16 protein-coding genes and 1 pseudogene are annotated in these 20,492 nt (G+C 72.0%); 13 read left to right on the forward strand and 4 right to left on the reverse strand.

The window, feature by feature from the left end; genetic code table 11:
* Positions 1-2: 2 nt before the first annotated feature.
* The 3 genes from ACZ7CF_RS27510 to ACZ7CF_RS27520 are packed head-to-tail and all read left to right on the forward strand — an operon-like array spanning position 3 to position 3,813.
* Positions 3-1,835, forward strand: a complete 1,833-nt coding sequence (locus tag ACZ7CF_RS27510; RefSeq protein WP_470370908.1) for an acetyl/propionyl/methylcrotonyl-CoA carboxylase subunit alpha — start codon at positions 3-5, stop codon at positions 1,833-1,835.
* A complete protein-coding gene (locus ACZ7CF_RS27515) occupies positions 1,832-2,971 on the forward strand; it encodes an acyl-CoA dehydrogenase family protein (protein WP_470370909.1) in 1,140 nt (379 codons plus the stop codon). The genes ACZ7CF_RS27510 and ACZ7CF_RS27515 overlap by 4 nt, the downstream gene beginning before the upstream one ends.
* Before the next feature lie 14 nt (positions 2,972-2,985).
* The gene (locus tag ACZ7CF_RS27520; RefSeq protein WP_470370910.1) at positions 2,986-3,813 is read left to right on the forward strand and encodes an alpha/beta fold hydrolase; all 828 of its coding nucleotides are present in this window, start codon (positions 2,986-2,988) and stop codon (positions 3,811-3,813) included.
* Here the strand turns inward: ACZ7CF_RS27520 and ACZ7CF_RS27525 are convergent.
* Positions 3,741-4,658, reverse strand: coding sequence for a hypothetical protein (locus tag ACZ7CF_RS27525; protein WP_360392265.1), 918 nt, complete (start codon positions 4,656-4,658; stop codon positions 3,741-3,743). The two genes, ACZ7CF_RS27520 and ACZ7CF_RS27525, sit on opposite strands and share 73 nt — an antisense overlap.
* A gap of 275 nt (positions 4,659-4,933) precedes the next feature.
* On the opposite strand from ACZ7CF_RS27525, the gene ACZ7CF_RS27530 reads away from it, so the two are divergent.
* From ACZ7CF_RS27530 to ACZ7CF_RS27550, 5 genes and pseudogenes are all read left to right on the forward strand, one after another.
* A complete protein-coding gene (locus ACZ7CF_RS27530; RefSeq protein ID WP_470370911.1) occupies positions 4,934-6,007 on the forward strand; it encodes a S8 family peptidase in 1,074 nt (357 codons plus the stop codon).
* 119 nt (positions 6,008-6,126) lie between these two features.
* On the forward strand, positions 6,127-7,296 hold the full coding sequence (locus tag ACZ7CF_RS27535) for a S8 family peptidase (RefSeq protein WP_458430994.1): 1,170 nt from the start codon (positions 6,127-6,129) through the stop codon (positions 7,294-7,296).
* 315 nt (positions 7,297-7,611) lie between these two features.
* Positions 7,612-9,387 carry an aspartate--tRNA ligase gene (aspS, locus tag ACZ7CF_RS27540; protein ID WP_470370912.1) on the forward strand — a complete coding sequence of 592 codons (1,776 nt, stop codon included), beginning with the start codon at positions 7,612-7,614 and terminating at the stop codon, positions 9,385-9,387.
* Between the two features lie 301 nt (positions 9,388-9,688).
* Entirely contained in the window at positions 9,689-10,861 is a 1,173-nt protein-coding gene (locus ACZ7CF_RS27545; RefSeq protein WP_470370913.1) for a hypothetical protein, read from the forward strand.
* 59 nt (positions 10,862-10,920) lie between these two features.
* A pseudogene (locus tag ACZ7CF_RS27550) lies at positions 10,921-11,445 on the forward strand (SGNH/GDSL hydrolase family protein); the annotation flags it as partial.
* Positions 11,446-11,625: 180 nt separating this feature from the next.
* Here the strand turns inward: ACZ7CF_RS27550 and ACZ7CF_RS27555 are convergent.
* Positions 11,626-12,996: a sensor histidine kinase gene (locus ACZ7CF_RS27555; protein WP_470370914.1), complete on the reverse strand. Its 1,371-nt coding sequence runs from the start codon at positions 12,994-12,996 to the stop codon at positions 11,626-11,628.
* A complete protein-coding gene (locus tag ACZ7CF_RS27560; RefSeq protein ID WP_470370915.1) occupies positions 12,974-13,699 on the reverse strand; it encodes a response regulator transcription factor in 726 nt (241 codons plus the stop codon). Before ACZ7CF_RS27560 ends, ACZ7CF_RS27555 begins: the two co-directional genes overlap by 23 nt.
* Before the next feature lie 156 nt (positions 13,700-13,855).
* On the opposite strand from ACZ7CF_RS27560, the gene ACZ7CF_RS27565 reads away from it, so the two are divergent.
* The 3 genes from ACZ7CF_RS27565 (at position 13,856) to ACZ7CF_RS27575 (ending at position 16,360) form a co-directional block, all read left to right on the forward strand.
* Positions 13,856-15,505 carry a bifunctional metallophosphatase/5'-nucleotidase gene (locus ACZ7CF_RS27565; RefSeq protein ID WP_470370916.1) on the forward strand — a complete coding sequence of 550 codons (1,650 nt, stop codon included), beginning with the start codon at positions 13,856-13,858 and terminating at the stop codon, positions 15,503-15,505.
* A 73-nt stretch (positions 15,506-15,578) separates the two neighbouring features.
* On the forward strand, positions 15,579-16,040 hold the full coding sequence (locus tag ACZ7CF_RS27570; RefSeq protein ID WP_360392244.1) for a hypothetical protein: 462 nt from the start codon (positions 15,579-15,581) through the stop codon (positions 16,038-16,040).
* An 11-nt stretch (positions 16,041-16,051) separates the two neighbouring features.
* Complete coding sequence (locus ACZ7CF_RS27575; protein WP_360392241.1) at positions 16,052-16,360, forward strand: sunset domain-containing protein; 309 nt, start codon at positions 16,052-16,054, stop codon at positions 16,358-16,360.
* A gap of 26 nt (positions 16,361-16,386) precedes the next feature.
* Here the strand turns inward: ACZ7CF_RS27575 and ACZ7CF_RS27580 are convergent, their stop codons facing one another.
* Positions 16,387-16,866 carry an HAD domain-containing protein gene (locus tag ACZ7CF_RS27580; RefSeq protein WP_470370917.1) on the reverse strand — a complete coding sequence of 160 codons (480 nt, stop codon included), beginning with the start codon at positions 16,864-16,866 and terminating at the stop codon, positions 16,387-16,389.
* 33 nt (positions 16,867-16,899) lie between these two features.
* Between ACZ7CF_RS27580 and mug the strand changes: the two genes are divergently transcribed.
* Both mug and ACZ7CF_RS27590 read left to right on the forward strand, forming a co-directional pair.
* Positions 16,900-17,394, forward strand: coding sequence for a G/U mismatch-specific DNA glycosylase (mug, locus tag ACZ7CF_RS27585; protein WP_470370918.1), 495 nt, complete (start codon positions 16,900-16,902; stop codon positions 17,392-17,394).
* 193 nt (positions 17,395-17,587) lie between these two features.
* Positions 17,588-20,440, forward strand: coding sequence for an AfsR/SARP family transcriptional regulator (locus tag ACZ7CF_RS27590; protein ID WP_470370919.1), 2,853 nt, complete (start codon positions 17,588-17,590; stop codon positions 20,438-20,440).
* The last annotated feature ends 52 nt before the right edge of the window (positions 20,441-20,492 follow it).

Raw genomic sequence — 20,492 nt, forward strand, 5'->3', positions numbered from 1 at the left:
CAGTGATCAAGACGCTCCTCATCGCCAACCGCGGCGAGATCGCCCGCCGCATCATCCGGACCTGCCGCGCCCACGGCATCCGCACCGTCGCGGTGTTCTCCGACCCCGACGCCGGCGCACCGCACGTGCGGGAGGCCGACCTCGCGGTCAACCTGCCCGGCGCGGCACCCGCCGACACCTACCTGCGGGCCGGCCTGCTCGTCGAAGCCGCGCTGAAGGCGGGCGCCGACGCCGTCCACCCCGGCTACGGCTTCCTCAGCGAGAACGCCGGCTTCGCACGCGAGGTCCAGCGGGCCGGCCTCACCTGGGTGGGCCCGGCACCGGACGCCATCGAGGCCATGGGCTCGAAGGTCGCCGCGAAGAAGCGCATGGCGGCCGCGGGCGTGCCCACGCTGCCCGAGCTCGACCCGGACACCGTCACCGAGTTCCCGGTGCTCATCAAGGCCTCGGCCGGCGGCGGCGGGCGCGGTATGCGGGTCGTGCGCGGGAAAGCGGAGCTCGCGGACGCGCTCGCCAGTGCGCGCCGCGAGGCCGAGTCGGCGTTCGGCGACCCCACCGTGTTCTGCGAACCGCTGCTCGAACACGCGCGCCACGTCGAGGTGCAGGTCCTCGCCGACACCCACGGCACCGTGTGGGCGCTCGGGGAACGCGAGTGCTCCATCCAGCGCCGCCACCAGAAGATCGTCGAGGAGTCCCCGAGCCCCGCGGTCGGCGACGACGTCCGCGAACGCCTGTTCGCCGCCGCCGTGGCCGCCGCCGAGTCGATCGGCTACGTCGGCGCGGGCACCGTCGAGTTCATGCTGAAGGGCACCGACTTCCACTTCCTGGAGGTCAACACCCGGTTGCAGGTCGAGCACCCCGTCACCGAGCTGGTGCACGGCGTCGACCTGGTCGAGTGGCAGCTGCGCATCGCCGAGGGCGCCCGGCTGCCCGAGCAGGCACCACCGCCGCGGGGGCACGCCATCGAGGTCCGCCTCTACGCCGAGGACCCCGCGCACGACTGGCGCCCCGCCAGCGGCACGCTGCACCGCTTCACCGTGCCCGGCGACGTCCGGCTCGACAGCGGCGTCGAGGACGGGTCGGTCGTCTCCGTGCACTACGACCCCATGCTGGCCAAGGTGATCGCGCACGCACCGACCCGCGCGGCCGCCGCCCGCAAGCTCGCGGCGGCGCTGGAGAACGCGCAGGTCCACGGTCTGGTCACGAACCGCGCGCTGCTCGTGAACGTCCTGCGGCACGACGCGTTCCTCGACGGCGACACGCACACCGGGTTCCTCACCGAGCACGACCTCACCAGAACCGTCGACCCGCACCCGTTCGCGCTCGCGGCGGCACTGGCGGGCGCGGCCACCCGCCGGATCGGCGCGCTGCCGCTGGGCTGGCGCAACGTTCGCTCGCAGCAGCCGAAGGCGAGGTTCCTCTTCGGCGACGAGCAGATCGAGGTCGAGTACGACCCGGCGCAGGCCACCGCGGACACCGTCACCCTCGACCTCGACGGCGTGCGCGTCCCGTTCCACGTCGCCCGGTACGGCGACACCGTCGAGGTCGACTCGCCGCGCGGGTCGGTGTCGCTGCGGGTCGTGCCGCGCTTCCCCGAACCCGAGACCGGGGTGGCCCCCGGTGCGACGGTCGCGCCGATGCCCGGCACGGTCGTCCGGGTGTCGGTGCGCCAGGGCGACCACGTGACCGCGGGGCAGGAGCTCCTGGTGCTGGAAGCCATGAAGATGGAACACCGGGTGCTCGCCGGCACCGCGGGCACCGTCACCGAACTCCTCGTCGAACGGGCGCAGCAGGTCAACGCCGGAGACGTCCTGGCCGTAGTGGAGGAACAGTGAGCTTCGTCGAGTCGCAGGAGCGGACCGCGCTGCGCAGGGCGGTCGCCGAGCTGGGTGGCAAGTACGGCACCGAGTACTTCGTCGCCAAGGCCCGCGCGGGGGAGAAGACCACCGAGCTGTGGCAGGAGGCAGGCAAGCTCGGCTACCTCGGCGTGGCCGTGCCCGAGGAGTACGGCGGCGGTGGCGGCGGCATCGGCGACCTCGCCGCGGTGTGCGAGGAGCTGGCCGCCGCCGGGTGCCCGTTGCTGCTCATGGTGGTCTCGCCGGCGATCTGCGCCACGGTGATCGCCCGGTTCGGCACCGATGAGCAGAAGGCCAAGTGGCTGCCCGGTTTCGCCGACGGCACGCTCAAGATGGCGTTCGCCATCACCGAGCCCGACGCCGGGTCGAACGCGCACAAGCTGAAGACGAACGTCCGCCGCGACGGCGACGAGTGGGTCCTCAACGGCAGCAAGACCTACATCTCCGGCATCGACGAGGTCGACGCCGTTCTCGTGGTCTCCATCCAGGCCACCGGACCGGTGCTCGTGGTGGTGCCGGTGACCGCGGAGGGCTTCACCCACCACGAGATCGAGATGGACCTGCTGTCACCGGAGAAGCAGTTCACCCTCTTCTTCGACGACGTCCGGCTGCCCGCGGACGCCGTCGTCGGCGCACCGGACCAGGGCCTGCTCCAGGTCTTCGCCGGACTCAACCCCGAACGGATCATGGGCGCGAGCATGGCCACCGGCTCGGCCCGGCTCGCCATGCGCAAAGCCGTCACCTACGCCCGCCAGCGCCAGGTGTGGGAGACGCCGATCGGCGCGCACCAGGGCCTCTCCCACCCGCTCGCGAAGATCCACATCGAGATCGAGCTGGCCCGGCTCATGACCCAGAAGGCCGCCGCGCTCTACGACAGCGGCCACGACCGGGAGGCCGGTGAGGCCGCGAACATGGCCAAGTACGCGGCGGGCGAGGCCGTGGCGGCAGCAGTGGACCAGGCGATCCAGACCCACGGTGGCAACGGCCTGACCGCCGAGTTCGGCCTCGCGTCGATGCTCGGCATGTCACGGCTCTCGCGGATCGCGCCGGTGTCGCGGGAGATGGTCCTCAACTTCGTCGCGCAGAACTCGCTCAAGCTCCCGCGCTCCTACTGACAGACTGCGCCGTCATGGGGACCTTCACGACTTCAGACGGCATCACGCTCGCGTACCACCCGGCAGGCGGCACCGACCCGCTGGTCTGCCTGCCGGGTGGGCCGATGCAGCACTCCTCCTACCTCGGCGACCTCGGCGGGCTGCCGAACACGCTCGTCCTCGACCTGCGCGGCACCGGCGACTCGCAGGCCGCGCCCCCGCAGACCTACCGCGCCGACCGCCAGGTCGACGACGTGGAGGCGCTGCGCCGCCACCTCGGCCTCGACCGGCTCCGCCTGCTCGGCCACTCCGCGGGCGGCACCCTCGCGGTCCTCTACGCGCAGCGCTACCCGCGGCACGTCAAGCAGCTCGTCCTCGTCGCACCCAGCCCGCGGGTCGTCGGGCTCGACGTCACCGACGCCGACCGCCGCGAGGTCGCCGAGCAGCGCAGCGCGGAACCCTGGTTCGCCGAGGCGTTCGCCGCGTTCGAGGACATCTGGGCCGGCCGGCCGACGGCCGAGAACTTCGCGAAGATCGCGCCGTTCCACTACGGCCGCTGGGACGAAGAGGCACGCGCGCTCGACGCCCACCCGAGCAACGACGAGGGGGCCGCGCAGTTCTACGCCGAGGGCGCCCTCGACCCCGAGCAGACCCGCAAGGCGCTCGCAACCCTCGACGTGCCAACACTCCTCATCGCCGGCGAGTACGACGTCGCGCTGCCACCGAAGTGTGCGCGCGCGTACGCGGACCTGTTCCCCAACGCCGAGCTGGTCGTGCAGCCCGGCGCCGGTCACTTCCCGTTCGCCGACGACCCCGCGGCGTTCTCCTCGGCCGTCACCGGCGCGGTCCAGCGCATCCCGTAGAGACCGGGCCCGAAGTCGAGCGCGGCGGCGTGCGCGTAGCCCCAGGCGTCCACCGGGGCCGGGCGCACGCCGCCGGACAGTTCCACGCCCGCCGGACCCGACGCGAACTGTTCGCACACGGCAGGTGTCGCACCGACCGGGAATTTGATCTCCAGCACGTAGTCGTGCACCCGTTCGGCGAACCGCCGGAAATGCGTGTGCTCGGCCGTCGGACGTGGATAGACCAATTCGTACTCGATCGCGATGGACTCGTCGGCGCACAGCGGTTCGGGGAACAACAGCTCCGCGACGAGCACGCCGCTCGTGCGTTCCCGCGCGGTTCGCCCGACCCGGCACGACCGGATCGCGGTCAGCGCCGGCTGCGCCGAACCCGTCTCCTGGCACAGCACCCACCGGTCCACGCCGGCCTTCGTCGCCTGCATGACCTGCCGGGACCGCACCCCGCGCACCCCGCCGCACGGCGCGACGTCGACCCGGTCCTGCTGCGCGGTCAGCACCAGCCCCGACCCGTCCCAGGCCGCCCGCGGCGACACCTCCCGCCTGCGCGAACGACCCCGCGGCCGGGGCGGGCCCAGCAGCCGTGAGAGCGCTGTCCTGGGCAGCCCCAGCACGTCCTCCAGGTGCGCCAGCGCCCTCAGCGACTCCGGTCGCTCCGGCCGGCGGCGCCCCGACTGCCAGTAGCTCAGCGCCGTCACGCTGATCGGCGCGCCGCGCACCCGCAACCGGTGCTGCAAGCGTTCGAGGCTGAGTCCCCGCACCTGGATCGCGACCCTCAGCGCGTCCGCGAACGGACCCGTCACCAACAGGTCGGCGAGCTCCTCGCGCGGTGGGTAGATCGTGAGCATCACCCCTCCGTTCCCGGAGTCAAGCACGAGAGATTATCGGCAGCAAAGGGCGCGCGGTACAGCCGATCGGCGGTTTTGCGGCCGGTGGAAACTCGGCAAGTTCAGATCTCGGGCCTATTTCGCCGCCAATGGTCCCGGTCGGGTTCCGCACACCCCTGCGACGGACACGACGACCAGCTGAGTGCCGGTCCGGCACGTGCTGCCCCGGCCCGTTCCCGAGCCGTTCCCCGTTCTCCGCCCAGAAGAGAATCCCTGCTCCGAAAGGAAAACCGACTGTGAGAGCCCTGCTGGCAGTCGCCGCACTCACCGCCTCGGTCGTGGTCGTCCCGGCGGCCGCGGCCACCTCCTCCTACATCGTGGTGCTGAAGGACGGCGCCGTGTCCTCGTTCGCGGGCGAGGTGCAGCACCGGTACACCAGCGTCTTCACCGGGTACAGCGCCCGGCTGACCGCGCGGCAGCTGCGCGCGGTGCAGGCCGACCCGAACGTGTCCCACGTGGAGCGCGACGGACTGGTGCACGCCAACACCACCCAGCTCAACCCGCCGTGGGGCCTGGACCGCATCGACCAGCGGGCCCTGCCGCTCGACCAGCGCTACGAGTACACCAGCACCGGTGCGGGCGTGAACATCTACGTGATCGACACCGGCCTGCGGGTGACGCACACCGACTTCGGCGGGCGGGCGCGCAACGGCTGGGACACCGTCGACAACGACGCGGTCGCCCAGGACGACAACGGTCACGGCACGCACGTCGCCGGCATCGCCGCGGGCACGAAGCACGGCGTGGCCAAGCGCGCCACCGTGTGGGGCGTGCGGGTGCTCAACGGGTCGGGCTCCGGCACGATCTCCGGTGTGATCGCGGGCGTGGACTGGGTGACCCGCAACGCCGTGAAGCCGGCGGTGGCGAACATGTCGTTGGGCGGGAGCGCTTCCACGGCGCTCGACGACGCGGTGCGGCGTGCGATCGCGTCCGGTGTCTCGTTCACGGTCGCGGCCGGCGGCAGCAACACCGACCCGGCCAACTCCTCGCCGCAGCGCGTGTCCCAGGCGATCTGCGTGGGCGCGCTGACGCAGAACGACACCAAGTCCTCCTCGTCGAACTACGGTCCGCTCGTCGACATCTGGGCGGCGGGTGTGAGCGTCCCGTCGGCGTGGAACTCCAGTGACACGGCGACGAACACCCTGTCCGGCTCGTCGATGGCGGCACCGCACGCGGCCGGTGTGGCGGCGCGGTACCTGGAGCTCAACCGCGCGGCGACGCCCGCGCAGGTGGAGAGCGCGCTGGTTACCACGGGCACCCCGGGAACGCCACCCGTCACTCGTATCCTTTACTGGCCGCCGACGCTGTGAAGCGTGAATTGTTGGGCGGCACAAGGCCGTCTTAATCCATAGGACACCCTTGGCAGGGACCGGATCTCTCCCTAGCGTCGAAAGCGCTTCGTTCCCCTGCAAAGAACGGAATGCACATCATGACGCGAAAGATCCGGTTCCTGGCCGGTGCCGGCGCGGCGACGCTCGCCATGTCGGTCCTCATGGTTCCCAACGCCTCCGCCGCCGAGGGCGAGGTCCTCTCCCTCAACGCCCCCGAGAAGATCGCGGGCAGCTTCATCGTGAAGTTCAAGGAGGGCAAGGGCAACTCGCACGCGCTGGCGTCGCGGTTCGGTGCCAAGGTCGAGCGCGACTACACGAGCTTCGGCGGCTTCAACGTGAAGCTGACCGAGAAGCAGGCCAAGCGCCTGGCCGCCGACCCGACGGTCGAGTTCGTCGAGGCCGACCAGGTCATCCACACGCAGGCGACGCAGACGAACCCGCCGTCGTGGGGCTTGGACCGCATCGACCAGCGCAACCTGCCGCTGGACTCGTCCTACAGCTACACCTCGACCGGATCGGGCGTCACCGCGTACGTCATCGACACCGGCGTGCGCATCAGCCACTCCACCTTCGGCGGCCGCGCCTCGAACGGCCGTGACTTCGTCGAGAACGACAACGTCGCGCAGGACGGCAACGGCCACGGCACGCACGTCGCCGGCACCATCGCGGGCTCGCAGTACGGCGTCGCGAAGAACGCGAGGATCGTCGCCGTCCGCGTGCTCGACAACAACGGCTCCGGCACCCTCGCCGGTGTCGCCGCGGGCATCGACTGGGTCGGCGCCAACGCCGTCAAGCCCGCCGTGGCGAACATGTCGCTCGGTGGCGGTGCCAACGCCACCCTCGACGCCGCCACGCGCAACGCCATCGCCAAGGGCGTGACCTTCGCGGTCGCGGCCGGCAACTCCAACGCCAACGCGTCCGGCTTCTCCCCGGCCCGCGTGAGCGAGGCGATCACCGTCGGCGCCACCGAGCGCAACGACGCCCGCGCGTCGTACTCGAACTACGGTTCGCTGCTCGACATCTTCGCGCCGGGCTCGGCCATCACCTCGGCCTGGAACACCTCCGACAGCGCCACCAACACCATCTCGGGCACCTCGATGGCCACCCCGCACGTCGCGGGCGCCGCTGCCAGGTACCTGTCCACCAACCCGTCGGCCACGCCCGCCCAGGTCGCCTCGTACCTGGTCGCGCAGTCGACGCCGTCCAAGGTGACCAACCCGGGTTCGGGCTCGCCGAACCGCCTGCTGTACCTCGCGCCGAGCGCGTGAACCGGGTCCGGCCGGTGAGCCGGGCCGCGTGAACTGAGCTGTGAGGGAAGGGCCGCGACACAGGTCGCGGCCCTTTTCGGCTGCACGGGTGGGTTTTCCCGGCCGCGGCTGAGTTACCCGCTCACCCCCCTGCTGCAGATGCGGGCGGAGCGACGGCGTCAGCGCGTGCAGCAGGGCGGGCGCGGCCGGAACGCGGCCGGCGAAGATCAGCGCCGCGGGCGGACGGGCGCAGGCGCACGACCTGCGTGAAAATCTGTCGGTGCGGCCAGCTAGCCTTGACGGAAAAGCTGACTTCGTCTACAAGGAGCCACCACCGTGTTGCGCACGCACGAGGCCGGATCACTCCGGGCCGAGCACGCCGGGCAGTCCGTCACCCTCACCGGGTGGGTCGCTCGCCGGCGGGACCACGGCGGTGTCATCTTCATCGACCTCCGCGACGCCAGCGGGGTCGCCCAGGTCGTGTTCCGCGAGGGCGAGATGGCCGAGCGCGCGCACCGGCTGCGCAGCGAGTACGTCATCAAGGTCACCGGCGACGTGAGCAAGCGGCCCGACGGCAGCGAGAACCCCGAGCTGCCCACCGGTGCCATCGAGGTCTACGTGAGCGACCTCGAGGTCCTCAACGAGGCCGCGCCGCTGCCGTTCCAGGTCGAGAGCGACGTGGAGCCGGGCGAGGAGGCCCGCCTCAAGCACCGCTACCTCGACCTGCGCCGGTCCACCCCGGCCAAGTCCATCCGGCTGCGCAGCGAGGTCAGCCGCATCGCCCGCGAGGTGCTGCACGGCGAGAAGTTCGTCGAGGTCGAGACGCCGACCCTGACCCGCAGCACGCCCGAGGGCGCGCGCGACTTCCTGGTGCCCGCGCGGCTGCGGCCGGGCAGCTGGTACGCGCTGCCGCAGTCGCCGCAGCTGTTCAAGCAGCTGCTCATGGTCGGCGGCCTGGAGCGCTACTACCAGATCGCCCGCTGCTACCGGGACGAGGACTTCCGCGCCGACCGGCAGCCGGAGTTCACCCAGCTCGACATCGAGATGAGCTTCGTCGAGCAGGACGACGTCATCGCGCTCACCGAGAAGCTGCTGGCCGCGATCTGGAAGGAGACCAAGGACGTCGAGCTGCCGCTGCCGTTCCGCCGGATCTCCTACGCCGAGGCCATGGCGAAGTACGGCTCGGACAAGCCCGACCTGCGCTTCGAGCTGGAGCTGACCGAGCTCACCGAGTACTTCAAGGACACGACGTTCCGCGTGTTCCAGGCGCCGTACGTGGGTGCCGTGGTCATGCCCGGCGGTGCCTCGCAGCCGCGCCGCACGCTCGACGGCTGGCAGGAGTTCGCCAAGCAGCGCGGCCACAAGGGGCTCGCGTACGTGCTGGTCGGTGAGGACGGCACGCTGGGAGGGCCGGTCGCGAAGAACCTGACCGACACCGAGCGCGACGGCCTGGCCAAGGCCGTGGGCGCCAACCCCGGCGACTGCATCTTCTTCGCCGCCGGTGAGGCCCGCGACGCCCGCGCCCTGCTCGGTGCCGCGCGCGTCGAGATCGCCACCCGCGTCGGCCTGATCGACGAGAACGCCTGGGCGTTCGCCTGGGTCGTCGACTTCCCGATGTTCGAGGCCGTCGACAAGCTGGAGGCCGGCGACGTCGCGGTCGGCGGCGGCAAGTGGACCGCCCTGCACCACGCGTTCACCTCGCCGACCCCGGAGTGGATCGACAACTTCGAGACCGACCCGGGCAACGCGCTGGCCTACGCCTACGACGTGATCCTCAACGGCAACGAGCTCGGTGGCGGCTCGATCCGTATCCACCGCGCCGACGTGCAGCAGCGCGCGTTCAACGTGATGGGCATCGGTGCCGAGGAGGCGCAGGAGAAGTTCGGCTTCCTGCTCGACGCGTTCAAGTACGGCGCCCCGCCCCACGGCGGCATCGCGCTCGGCTGGGACCGCCTCTGCATGCTGCTCGCGGGCGTCGACTCGATCCGCGAGGTCATCGCGTTCCCGAAGTCCGGCGGCGGTTTCGACCCGCTGACCGCGGCTCCGGCGCCGATCACCGCGCAGCAGCGCAAGGAAGCCGGCGTGGACGCGAAGCCCGACCAGAAGAGCTGAGCGGGATCGATTCCGCAGGAAGATCGTCCGGGAGGGCAACCTCCCGGACGGTCACGCGCGTTTCCCACAACATGGGACCGGATCGCCTGAACGAGCGGCAACTTGATCGGTATTGACGCGACCGGCTCGAACGATCGGGTTGATCTGCCCGTACCGGGCAACGGAAGGTGTTTGCACACGTCCAGGGCTCGGAGGGGTGTTGTGGGAACGTGGGGACCGCGGTGAACCGGTGGTGGTGACCGCAACGGGGCCTGATCGGCGTCAGCCGGGCGCACGGGCATGGGGAGTAGGGTCGGAGGGGATGAGCGTGGAGATCACCGCGGGCCCTCCCGACACGACTTCACCGGAGATCGTCGAAGCCGTCGAGGCCGCCGAGCGGGTACTGACCAGGCGCTTGGGCGCACAGGTGCGCCTTGCGGACCCCGAGGCACTCGGGGGGACCGGCCGTTCCGTCGTCATCCGGGTCAGAGTGGCCTCCTCGCCGTTCTCGATGCCGCGCACGCTGGTGGTGAAGCGCTACCCGCCCGCCGCCGGTGACCGCGACCCGTGGGCGCACGAGGCCGTCAGCCACCAGCTGCTCACCGCGCTGCCCGCGGAGGAGCGCGCCACACCGGAGCTGTTCGCCCACGACGGCACGTCCCGGCTGGTCGTCCTGGAGGACCTGGGCCGGGCGCCGCGGCTGTCCGAGAAGCTGCACGGCAAGGACGCGCGGGTCGCCGAACGCGGCCTGTTGTCCTGGGCGCACGCCATGGGGCGGCTGCACGCCACGACGGCGGGCAGGGACGCGGACTTCGACGCGTTGATGCGCCGGGCCGGTGCGCAGTGCTGCCAGGACCCGATCGCGGTCGACGTGCACGCGGCGATCGCCGGGTTACCGGGGCTGCTGGAGACCGAGCTGGCCGTGGAGACCTCCGCGCACGCCGTCGAGTTCGCGGTCGCGGCGGCGAAGGCGTTCAGCACGTCGCGGCGCAGGGCGTTCAGCCCGTCCACGTCGTGCCCGGACAACCACCTGGTCACCTCGCGCGGCGTGCGGTTCGTCGACTTCGAGGGCGGCTGCGTCCGCGACATCGTCTTCGACGCGGCCAGCCTGCGGGTGCCGTTCCCGTCCTGCTGGTGCGGGTGGGGGCTGCCGCCGGGCATGTCCGAGGCCATGGTCGCCGCCTGGCGGGCCGAGGTGGGCTCGGTGTGGCCGGAGATGGACGACGACGCGGTGCTCTTACCCCGGCTGCTGCAGGCCCAGCTGCTGTGGGTGTGGCTCGCGACGTGGCGTGCGCTGTCCAAGCCCATGCCGAGCGTCGTGAACGCCCCGCCGCGCAGCGTCGTGCTGGCGGGCCGGTGGGTGCGGCTGCGAGCCGACGCGCTGGTCCTCGGCGAGAAGACCGTCGCCTCGCACGCCGACGCCGTCATCGGGGCGCTGGCCGAGCGCTACGGGTCCGAGGTGCTCGAACTCCCGCTTTACCCGGCATTTCGCTGAACGGTTCCCGCACGGTCATCCCGGGCTCACCGGGCCGGTCGATCCTGGGGCACGTGCTGGTGCTTCTCGGTGACTCGACAGCGGTCGGGATCGGCGACCTCGTACCCGGCGGCTGGCGCGGCTTCGGCCCCCTGCTGTCGGCGGCCTACGAGCACAACGGCTACCGCAACCTCGCCGTCTCCGGTGCGCGGATCGCGGACGTGCGGCACCTGCAGCTGCCGCAGGCGCTGCGGCTCGCGCCGAAGGCCGCCGTCGTCATCGCCGGCGTCAACGACACGCTGCGCTCGGACTTCTCCGCCCGGCAGGCGCACTCCGACCTCGACCACGTCTGCCGCGAGCTGACCGCCGCCGGCTGTTCCGTGGTGACCGTGCGGTTCCACGACCAGGGCCGCGTGTTCACGCTGCCCGGCCGGCTGCGGCGGGTGCTGCGCGGCCGCATCGACGAGCTCAACCGGGTCGTCGACGTCGTCGTCGCCCGGCACGGCGTCCGCTGCGTCGACCTGCACGCGCTGCCCGGCGCGTACGAGCCAGCCACCTGGGCGGTCGACCGGCTGCACCCCTCCGAGCTGGGGCACCGCATGCTCGCGAAGGCCTTCGCGCACGAGCTGCGCGCCTGCGGTCACGCGTTCGGTGAGATCAGCCTCGACTGCTCCGGCGGGCGCGAGCTGACCGTCTGGCACCACGTGGCGTGGCTGCTGCTCAAGGGCGTCCCGTGGGTGTTCCGGCGCGGCGCTGACCTGCTGCCGCTGCTGTGGAACGAGACCTCAGCCGCGCAGCGCGACGGTGAACGTGGTCTGCCCTGGGACGCTCTGCACGGACACCTCGCCGTCATGGGCGCCGACGACGGCGGCCACGATGGACAGCCCCAGCCCCGTGCTGCCGGCGGCGCGTGACCGGGAGCTGTCGCCGCGCGCGAACCGCTCGAACACCTCCAGCCCCTCGGGGATGCCCGGCCCGTCGTCGGTGACGGTCAGCTCCACCTGTCCGTTGTGGACGGACAGGCCGGTCGTGACCGTCGTGCCGGGCGGGGTGTGCGTGCGCGCGTTGGACAACAGGTTGCCGAGCACCTGGTGCAACCGCTGCACGTCGCCGATGACCGTCACCGGTTCGTCGGGCACCGCGATCTTCCAGCTGTGGTCCGCGGAGGAGATGCGGGCGTCACCGACCACGTCCAGCACGAGCCGGGTGAGGTCGACCTCCGCGCGTTCCAGCGGCCGGCCGTCGTCGAGGCGGGCCAGCAGCAGCATGTCCTCCACCAGCGACGTCATCCGCACCGCCTCGGACTCCACCCGGCTCATCGCGTGCGCGACCCGCGGGCTGAGCTCCTCGCCGGAGCGCCGGGTCAGCTCGGCGTACCCGCGGATCGCGGCCAGCGGCGTGCGCAGCTCGTGCGAGGCGTCCGCGACGAACCTGCGCACGCGCGTCTCGCTGTCGTGGCGGGCTTTCAGCGCGGCACCGACGTGGCCGAGCATCCGGTTGAACGCGAGCCCGACCTTGCCGACCTCGGTGTCCGGGTCGGTCTCCGGCACGCGTTCGGCGAGCGCGACCTCACCGGAGTGCAGCGGCAGCTCGGCGACACGGGCCGCGGTGGCGGCGACCCGGTCCAGCGGCACGAGCGCGCGCCGGACGATCCGCTGGCCGGCCAGCGCCGCCGCGGCCACCCCGGCCGCCGTCAACGCCACCAGCAGCCACACCATCCGCCACACGACGTCGTCCACCGGACCCGACGGCAGGCCCTTGATCTGTGCCGGTCCGACGTTGACGCGGAACGTGCCCTTGTCGCCCATGTCCACGGTGTGGTCGCCGGGACCCAGCCCGGTCAGCTGCCGCCGCTCGTGGTCCGTCATGGGCAACGTGCGCGTGCCGGGCAGCTCGATCGTGCCCTCCACCCCGCCTTCGGTGACGCGCGCGTTGATGCCCCGGGCCCGCTGGCCGACCGCCGGTTGCACCATCTCCCGGACCTGGCGGTCGAGGTCGTGCGTGAGGAACCCGTGCAGTGCCGGCACCGCGACCGCGCCCGTGCCGACCGACAGCGCCAGCAGCACCGCGACCTGGCCGGCGATCAGCTTGCCCCGCAGCGTCTTCGGCCACGGCGCGCGCGGGCGGCCGTCGCTACGCCGCGGGCTTGAGGACATAGCCCGCGCCCCGCACGGTGTGGATCATCGGCGCCCGTCCGGCGTCGATCTTCTTGCGCAGGTAGGAGATGTACAGCTCGACGATGTTCGCCTGGCCGCCGAAGTCGTAGCTCCACACCCGGTCGAGGATCTGCGCCTTGCTGAGCACCCGCCGCGGGTTGCTCATCAGGTACCGCAACAGCTCGAACTCGGTCGCCGTCAACGAGACGTGCTCACCCGCCCGCGTCACCTCGCGCGTGTCCTCGTTCAACACCAGATCGCCGACAACGAGCCGTGCGCCCGCGTCCTCCTCCGTGACACCGGTGCGCCGCATGAGTGCACGCAACCGAAGCACGACCTCTTCGAGGGAGAACGGCTTCGTCACGTAGTCGTCGCCACCGGCCGTGAGCCCCGCGATGCGGTCCTCCACGGCGTCCCGCGCGGTCAGGAACAGCACCGGCAGGGCCGGCTGCTCGGCCCGCATCCGCCGCAGCACCTCGTACCCGTCGAAGTCGGGCAGCATCACGTCCAGCACCACCGCGTCCGGCCGGAACTCCCGTGCCGTGCGGACCGCCGTCGTGCCGTCGAGCGCCGTGCGCACGTCCCACTTCTCCATGCGCAGCGCCATCGTCATCAGCTCGGCCAGTGTGGACTCGTCGTCCACCACGAGCACCCGCACGGGCTGCCCGTCCGGCCGGCGGAGTTCGGCTTCCATCGCGCGCATGGCTCCCATCGTGACCGGTCATCCTGTGTACCGCCTGTGAGACCGTCCACCGTTCGGGCGATCAGCAGTTACGTCAATTGTGAGCAGCTATGTTCGGTCGGGGGACCCGACGACCGCCCGGAGGTGAGCGTCCTGCGCACGTTCACGCTGACGGTGATGGGGACGACCGATCTGCACGGCAACCTCTTCAACTGGGACTACTACCGCGACCGGGAGTACGACGACTTCGCGCACGACGACGTCGGGCTCGCGAAGATCTCGACGCTGGTGGCCGGCGTGCGCGCCGAGGTGGGCCGGCACCGCACGTTGTTGTTGGACGCGGGCGACACGATCCAGGGCACGCCGCTGGCCTACTACTACGCCAAGGTCGAGCCGATCACCCGCACGCACGTGCACCCGATGGCGGCCGCGATGAACGCCATCGGCTACACGGCCGCGGTGCTGGGCAACCACGAGTTCAACTACGGCCTCGACGTGCTGCGGATGTTCGAACGGCAGCTGGACTTCCCGCTGCTCGGGGCGAACGCGGTCGACGTCGCGACCGGGCTGCCCGCCTTCCCGCCGTACGTGGTGAAGACGGTGTGGCGCACCGGTGGCCCGCCGTTGCGGGTGGGCGTCCTCGGGCTCACCAACCCCGGCATCGCGGTGTGGGACAAGGTGCACGTCGAGGGCGTGCTGACGTTCCCGGGGCTGGTGGAGCAGGCGCTGCGCTGGGTGCCGGAGGTGCGGCGCCAGTCCGACCTGGTGGTGCTGGTGGCGCACTCGGGCGCGGACCTGTCGTCGTCGCTGGGCGACCAGGTGCCGTTCCCGGAGAACTGCGCGGAGCTGGTCGCGGAGACCGTGCCGGGCATCGACGCGATCCTGGTGGGACACGCGCACGTCGAGATCCCGCAGCGGTTCGTGAGGAACAGGGTGACCGGGCGGCGGGTGCTGCTGACCGAGCCGCTGTACTGGGGCAAGCGGTTGTCGGTGCTGGAGTTCGACCTGGAGCACGACGGCGGCTGGCACCTGACCGGGTCGCGGTCCTCCGTGCTGGTGTCGGCGTCGGTGCCGGAGGACCCGCGGATCGTGCGGCTGCTGCGGCACGACCACGAGAAGGTCGTGCACCACGTCAACGGGCGGATCGGCACCTGCCGGGCCGCGATGTCGGCGGCGCGGTCGCGGTTCGAGGACACGCCCGCACTGCGGTTCATCAACCACGTGCAGGCGCTGGAGCTCAAGAAGTCCACGTCGCTGCCGGTGCTGTCGCTGTGCGCGCCGTTCAACCGCGGCGCGGCGATCCCGGCCGGCGAGGTGTCCATCCGCGACGTCGCCGGGCTGTACATCTTCGACAACACGCTCGTGGGCGTGCGGCTGACCGGCGCGCAGCTGCGCGACTTCCTGGAGGAGTCGGCGCGCTACTTCCGCCAGGTCACCGCCGCGGGGCCGTTCACGCCCGAGGAGGTGTCGGCTGACGTGCCCGACTACAACTTCGACATCGCCCACGGCCTGGACGCCCCGCTGACCTACGACGTCGACATCGCCCGCCCGGCCGGTTCGCGCATCACGGACCTGTCCTACGGCGGGGTGCCGGTGGCCGGTGACCAGGAGTTCGCGGTCGCGGTGAACAACTACCGGCAGGCGGGCGGCGGCGACTTCCCGCACATCGCGACCGCCCCGGTGCTGCTCGACCGGCGGCAGGAGATCCGGCAGCTGCTGATCGACTGGGTGAAGGCCGCGGGCGTGCTCGACCCCGCCGACTTCACCCGCACCGACTGGCGGCTCGTGGCCGGCGGCCACCCCGTCGTGATTTCCACGACCGGGTGAATTCTCCGGCGCGTCCTGGGCCTTTCACCGCAGGCGGTGGCAACCGGACGGCCGGATGGGATAGGCCAGACGCGTGCAGTTGCCGCAGCGCGTCGCCATCGGCGCCATCGCCGTGCCGCTGCTGCTCGCCTCCGTGGGCGTCGCGGTGCACGCCGGGCAGGCCCCCGCGGCCGTGCCCGGCCAGCTCGTGCTCGCCGTGCGCTCGGCCGAGGTCGTGCTGGCCGGCGCCGCCACCCCGGCCGAACGCCAGGAGGTGGCCGACGCCGTGCGCTCGGTCGCCGAGAAGCACCGCGTCACCGACCTGATCACCCCGTCCACGACCGTGCGGCTGCCGGTCGCCGCGGACGAGGTCGCCTCGGTGCTGCGCGCGGTGCTCGGCGCGGACGTCACCGACTTCACCGCCGTCGTCCACACCGGACACCTCGTCGCCTCGGCACGCGTACCCGACCACACGCGTGCGGGCGCGCTCAGCGACGCCCTGCGCGCCGCGGCCCCCGGCCTGCGGGTCGACGAGGACTTCACGACTACGGGCTAGGAGCCTTCGCGTTGTTCGGGTTCTTCCTCCAGATGTTCCTGCTGTGCGCGGGCGCCTTCCTCGCGGGCGTGCTGCTCACCTGGCTGACCATGCGCTCCCGTGCGGCCGCGCAGCCGGAGACCCGCCTCTCGATCATGGAGGACCCGGTGCCGCCGGCGCCCGCGATCAAGGCGAACTCGCGCACGATGATGTTCCACACGCCCGAGTCGCCCTACTACAAGCGGATGAAGGGCGACGTGGTCTTCCACTCCGCCGAGGACGCGCTGCGGGCCGGGTACACGATGTGGACGCCACGGCCGCGCGTGCCAGCGACGACCTGACCAGGGCTCGCCGCTGGGGGCGGCGGTCAGGCCGCGGCGCGCAACCAGGCATCGAGGGCCAGGTAGTCGGCATCGGTCAGGCCGTGGCGCGGGTCGACGCGGTGCAGGAGGGCTCGCTCGTGGTGCTCGGCGACCCAGAGGCGGTCCTTCCCGGTGATCTCGTCGTCGACCCAGGCGAACGGCCTGGTGCCTGCCAGCGCGACCAGGCCGCGGGTCTTCCAGTGCAGGCCGTCGCGGAAGTCGCGGTCCTCGGTCTCCTGGTCCTCCTGCCAGGTCGCGACGGGCAGTTCAGGCAGGCCCAGGAGGGGCGCGAGGAGGTCGTTGGCGTCGTCCATCCAGGTCGTGGCCCAGACGAGCTCGCACGGCAGCGCGGCGAGCCAGGGGCCGTGCATCGGGTCGAGGCGGGCGAGCAGCGGGTTCTCGTGGGCCGGGCCGGTGTGCCTGGTGCCGGCGAACGGGAGCAGCGGGCCGTCGACGTCGATGAAGAGCAACGGGAGCCGGGCCATGCCGGCCACGGTAGTGCTCGTAGGCTGGTCAGCGTGATCGGTGACGTGCTCAAGCCCGGCCTCGACGTCCTCTTCTGCGGCATCAACCCCGGCCTGGTCTCGGAGGCGACCGGGCACCACTTCGCCCGGCCGGGAAACCGGTTCTGGCCCGCGTTGCATTTGTCCGGGTTCACGCCGCGGCTGTTCGCGCCGACCGAGCAGGAGGGGCTGCTCGAACTCGGGCTCGGCATCACGAACGTCGTCGCGCGCCCGTCGGCCAAAGCCGATGAATTAACAATTGACGAGATGAAAGCCGGTGCGGTCGTGCTGACCGAAAAGGTTCGCACCTATTCACCGAAGGTTCTCGCGGTGCTCGGCGTGACCGTGTACCGCAGTGCGTTCGGGCGGAAGAAGGCGCAGGTCGGGCCGCAGGACGAGACCGTGGGCGGTGTGCGGGTGTGGTTGCTGCCCAATCCGAGCGGGTTGAACGCGCACTGGCAGTTGCCCGCCCTCGCCGAGGAGTTCGCCCGGCTGAAAGCGAGCGTGTAGCGCCGGAACGGCAGTTCATATTCGGAACCACTCGCAGTGGCGTGGACGGGGACAACCGTGGTCTGGTTGCATCGACTTCTGCGTCCATTCGAGTGGCCTTCGCCAGCAGGTGGAACCGGGTGCTCGAACGTGGCGTCAGAATTTGACCTTGACGCGCAGAACTCGGTGAATCTTCAACACTGGTGGGGGCGCAGTGGAAGTCAGGATTCTCGGGCCGGTCGAGCCGCCGGTGCCACCCAAGCCCGCGCAGATCCTGGCCGTGCTGGCGGTCGAGTGCGGGAAGGTCGTGCCCGTCGACCGGCTGATCGACCTCATCTGGGGTGAGGACCCGCCGCCGCAGGCCCGCAAGTCGCTGCAGGTGCACATCTCCAGCCTGCGCAGGGCCGGGTTGCCGGTGGAGCACCGGGCCGCCGGGTACGTGCTGGCCGCCGAACCGGGGCACGTCGACCTGCACGCCTTCCGCCGGCTCGTCGCGAGCGCGCAGGAGACCGCGGAGCTCAGGGTCAAGGCCGAGCTGCTCGCCAGGGCGCTGGAGCTGTGGCGCGGCACGCCGGTCGTGTTCGCGCAGACCCTCGACGTGCAGCGGCTCGCGGCGGCCGAGGCGTGGGCGGACGCGGAGCTGGCGCTGGGGCGGCACGCCGGGCTGATCGACGCGCTGGGCGTGTTCGTGGCCGAGTACCCGCTGGCGGAACGGTTGCGCGGGCAGCTCATGACCGCGCTCGCGCGGGGTGGGCGGCGGGCGGACGCGATGCGGGTGTTCCGCGAGACGCGCCGGGTGCTCGTGGACGAGCTGGGCGTCGAGCCGGGGGAGCAGCTGCAGCAGCTGTACCGGGACGTGCTGGAGGGCGCGCGGGACACGCGCCGCAACTACCTGCCGCGCGACGCCGGGGACTTCACCGGGCGGGCCGCGGAGCTGGACCGGCTGCTCGGTGGCGACGGCGGCGTGTGGTGGATCGAGGGACCGGCGGGCGTGGGCAAGACGGCGCTCGCCGTCCATGCGGCGCACCGGCTGGCCGAGCGGTACCCGGACGGGCAGCTGTTCGTGGACCTGCACTCGCCGTCGGGGGCGCTGGACGCGTTGCTGCGGGCGATGGACGTGCCCAGCGAGCGGGTCCCGGAGAGCCCGGAGGAACGCGCGGCGCTGTGGCGGGCCCAGGTCGGCGGGCGGCGGGTCGTGATCGTGCTGGACGGCGTCACGAGCGTGTCGCAGGTCCGGCCGCTGCTGCCGGGCAGCCCCGGCTGCCTCACCCTGATCACCAGCCGCAGCCGGCTCTGCGGGCTGGAGGGCGTGCACCGGGTCCCGCTCGACGTGCTGGGCGACGACGAGGCGGTCACGCTGCTGGCGCGCATCCTCGGCGACGACCGGGTCGCCGCCGAACCGGAGCAGGCCACCGAGGTCGCGCGGCTGTGCGGGTACCTGCCGCTGGCCGTGCGCATCACCGGCGCGCGTCTGGCCGGGCGCGCGCACTGGCCCGTGTCGAAGCTCGTGCGGCGGCTGGCCGATGAACGCAGCAGGCTCGACGAGCTCGTGGCCGACGACCTGGCCGTGCGGTCGAGCCTGGAGCTCACCTACCGGTCGCTGGGCGAGGACGTGCGCCGCGCGTACCGGGTGGTCGGGTTCCTCGGGCTGCCCGAGGTGCCGAGCTACCTGTGGGTGCACCTGCTCGACGAGGACGTGCTCGACCAGCTCGTCGACGCCCGGCTGCTCGACGTCACCGGCAACGCCCGCTACCGCATGCACGAGCTGGTGCGGCTGCACGCCAGGGAGCTCGCCGAGGCAGAGGACCCGCAGCGGGAGCGCGAGGACCTGGTGCGCAGGGCCGTGCTCGCCGCACTGTCCACCGTGGACGGTCTGACCGAGCACCTCTTCCTCGCCGTTCCCCGCATGCAGGACTCGCTGGGCGTGGTCACCGCGGCGGCGCGGCCCGCGGACAAGGACGCCTGGTTCGCACGCGAGGAGTCCGTGCTGACCAGGCTGGTGGAACGCGCGGCGGAGCTGGGGCTCGCCACCACCGCCTCGCAGCTGGCCGAGGTGCTGGTGTTCGCGTGGTTCGGGCTGCGCAACCGCTACGAGGCCTGGGAACGAACACACACGGCCGCACTGGAGGCGGTGTGGCGCGCCGGTGACGTGCGGCTGGAAGCGGTCCTGAGGTGCAGCCTCGGGCAGATGCACTACAAGCGGGACAACCTGGTCGAGGCGCGCTCGTGGTTCGGCACGGCGCAGACGTTGTTCGTGGGCCTGAACGACCAGCACGGTGAAGCCGTCGCGATGAACGGCATCGGCATGGTGTGCCGCGACCTCGGCGAGTACCCGTGCGCGCTCGAAGCCCTCGGCCGCGCACGGGAGCTGCTGGCGGGCAACGACACCGAGGGCGTCGCGCACGCGTTGTACGGAATCGGCTCGGTGCACCGGGAACTGGGCGACGACGAGCAGGCGCTCGACACGTTGCACGAGGCGGAAGCCGCCTACCGCAAGGCCAACAGCCGCCGCGGGGAGGCACTCGCGGCCCGCGGCATCGGACTGGTGCACCGGGCGCGCGGCGAGCTGGACCTCGCCGAGGAGCACGTCGTGCGCGCCCACGAGATGGTCGCGGGCACCGGTGACGAGCTGCTCGGCTGCTACACCGCCCAGGCGTGGGCGAAGGTGCTGCTGCGCAAGGGCGACTTCGACCCGGCGCGGGAGCTGCTGGGCACCGCGCTGGACGGCTGCCGCGACGTCGGCGACCGGTTCGGCGAGGCGCTGGTCCGCCGCACGCTGGGGGAGTGGCGGCTCGCCCGCGGCGACCACGCCGGTGCGCGGCTGGTGCTGACCGAGGCGCTCACCGCGTGGGCCGACATGGGTCTGCGGCTGTGGCGCGCGAGGACGTTGCGGGACCTCGGCGCGGCCCACGCCCGCCTGGGGGACGCGGTGGGCGCGGACCGCTGCTGGCGCGAGGCCGCGACCCTGTTCGCGCGACTGGGCACCCGTGAGTCGGGGGAGGTGCTCCAGTGGCGCGCGCGGTGGCCGGCGCAGCGGCCGCCGCTGGGGTTCCTCGCGATCAGCTGATCTCCACGGCGACGACACGAAGCCGGAGCAGTCCGTCCGGTACTCCTCGTTC

The organism is Lentzea sp. NPDC036955, from assembly GCF_055608005.1.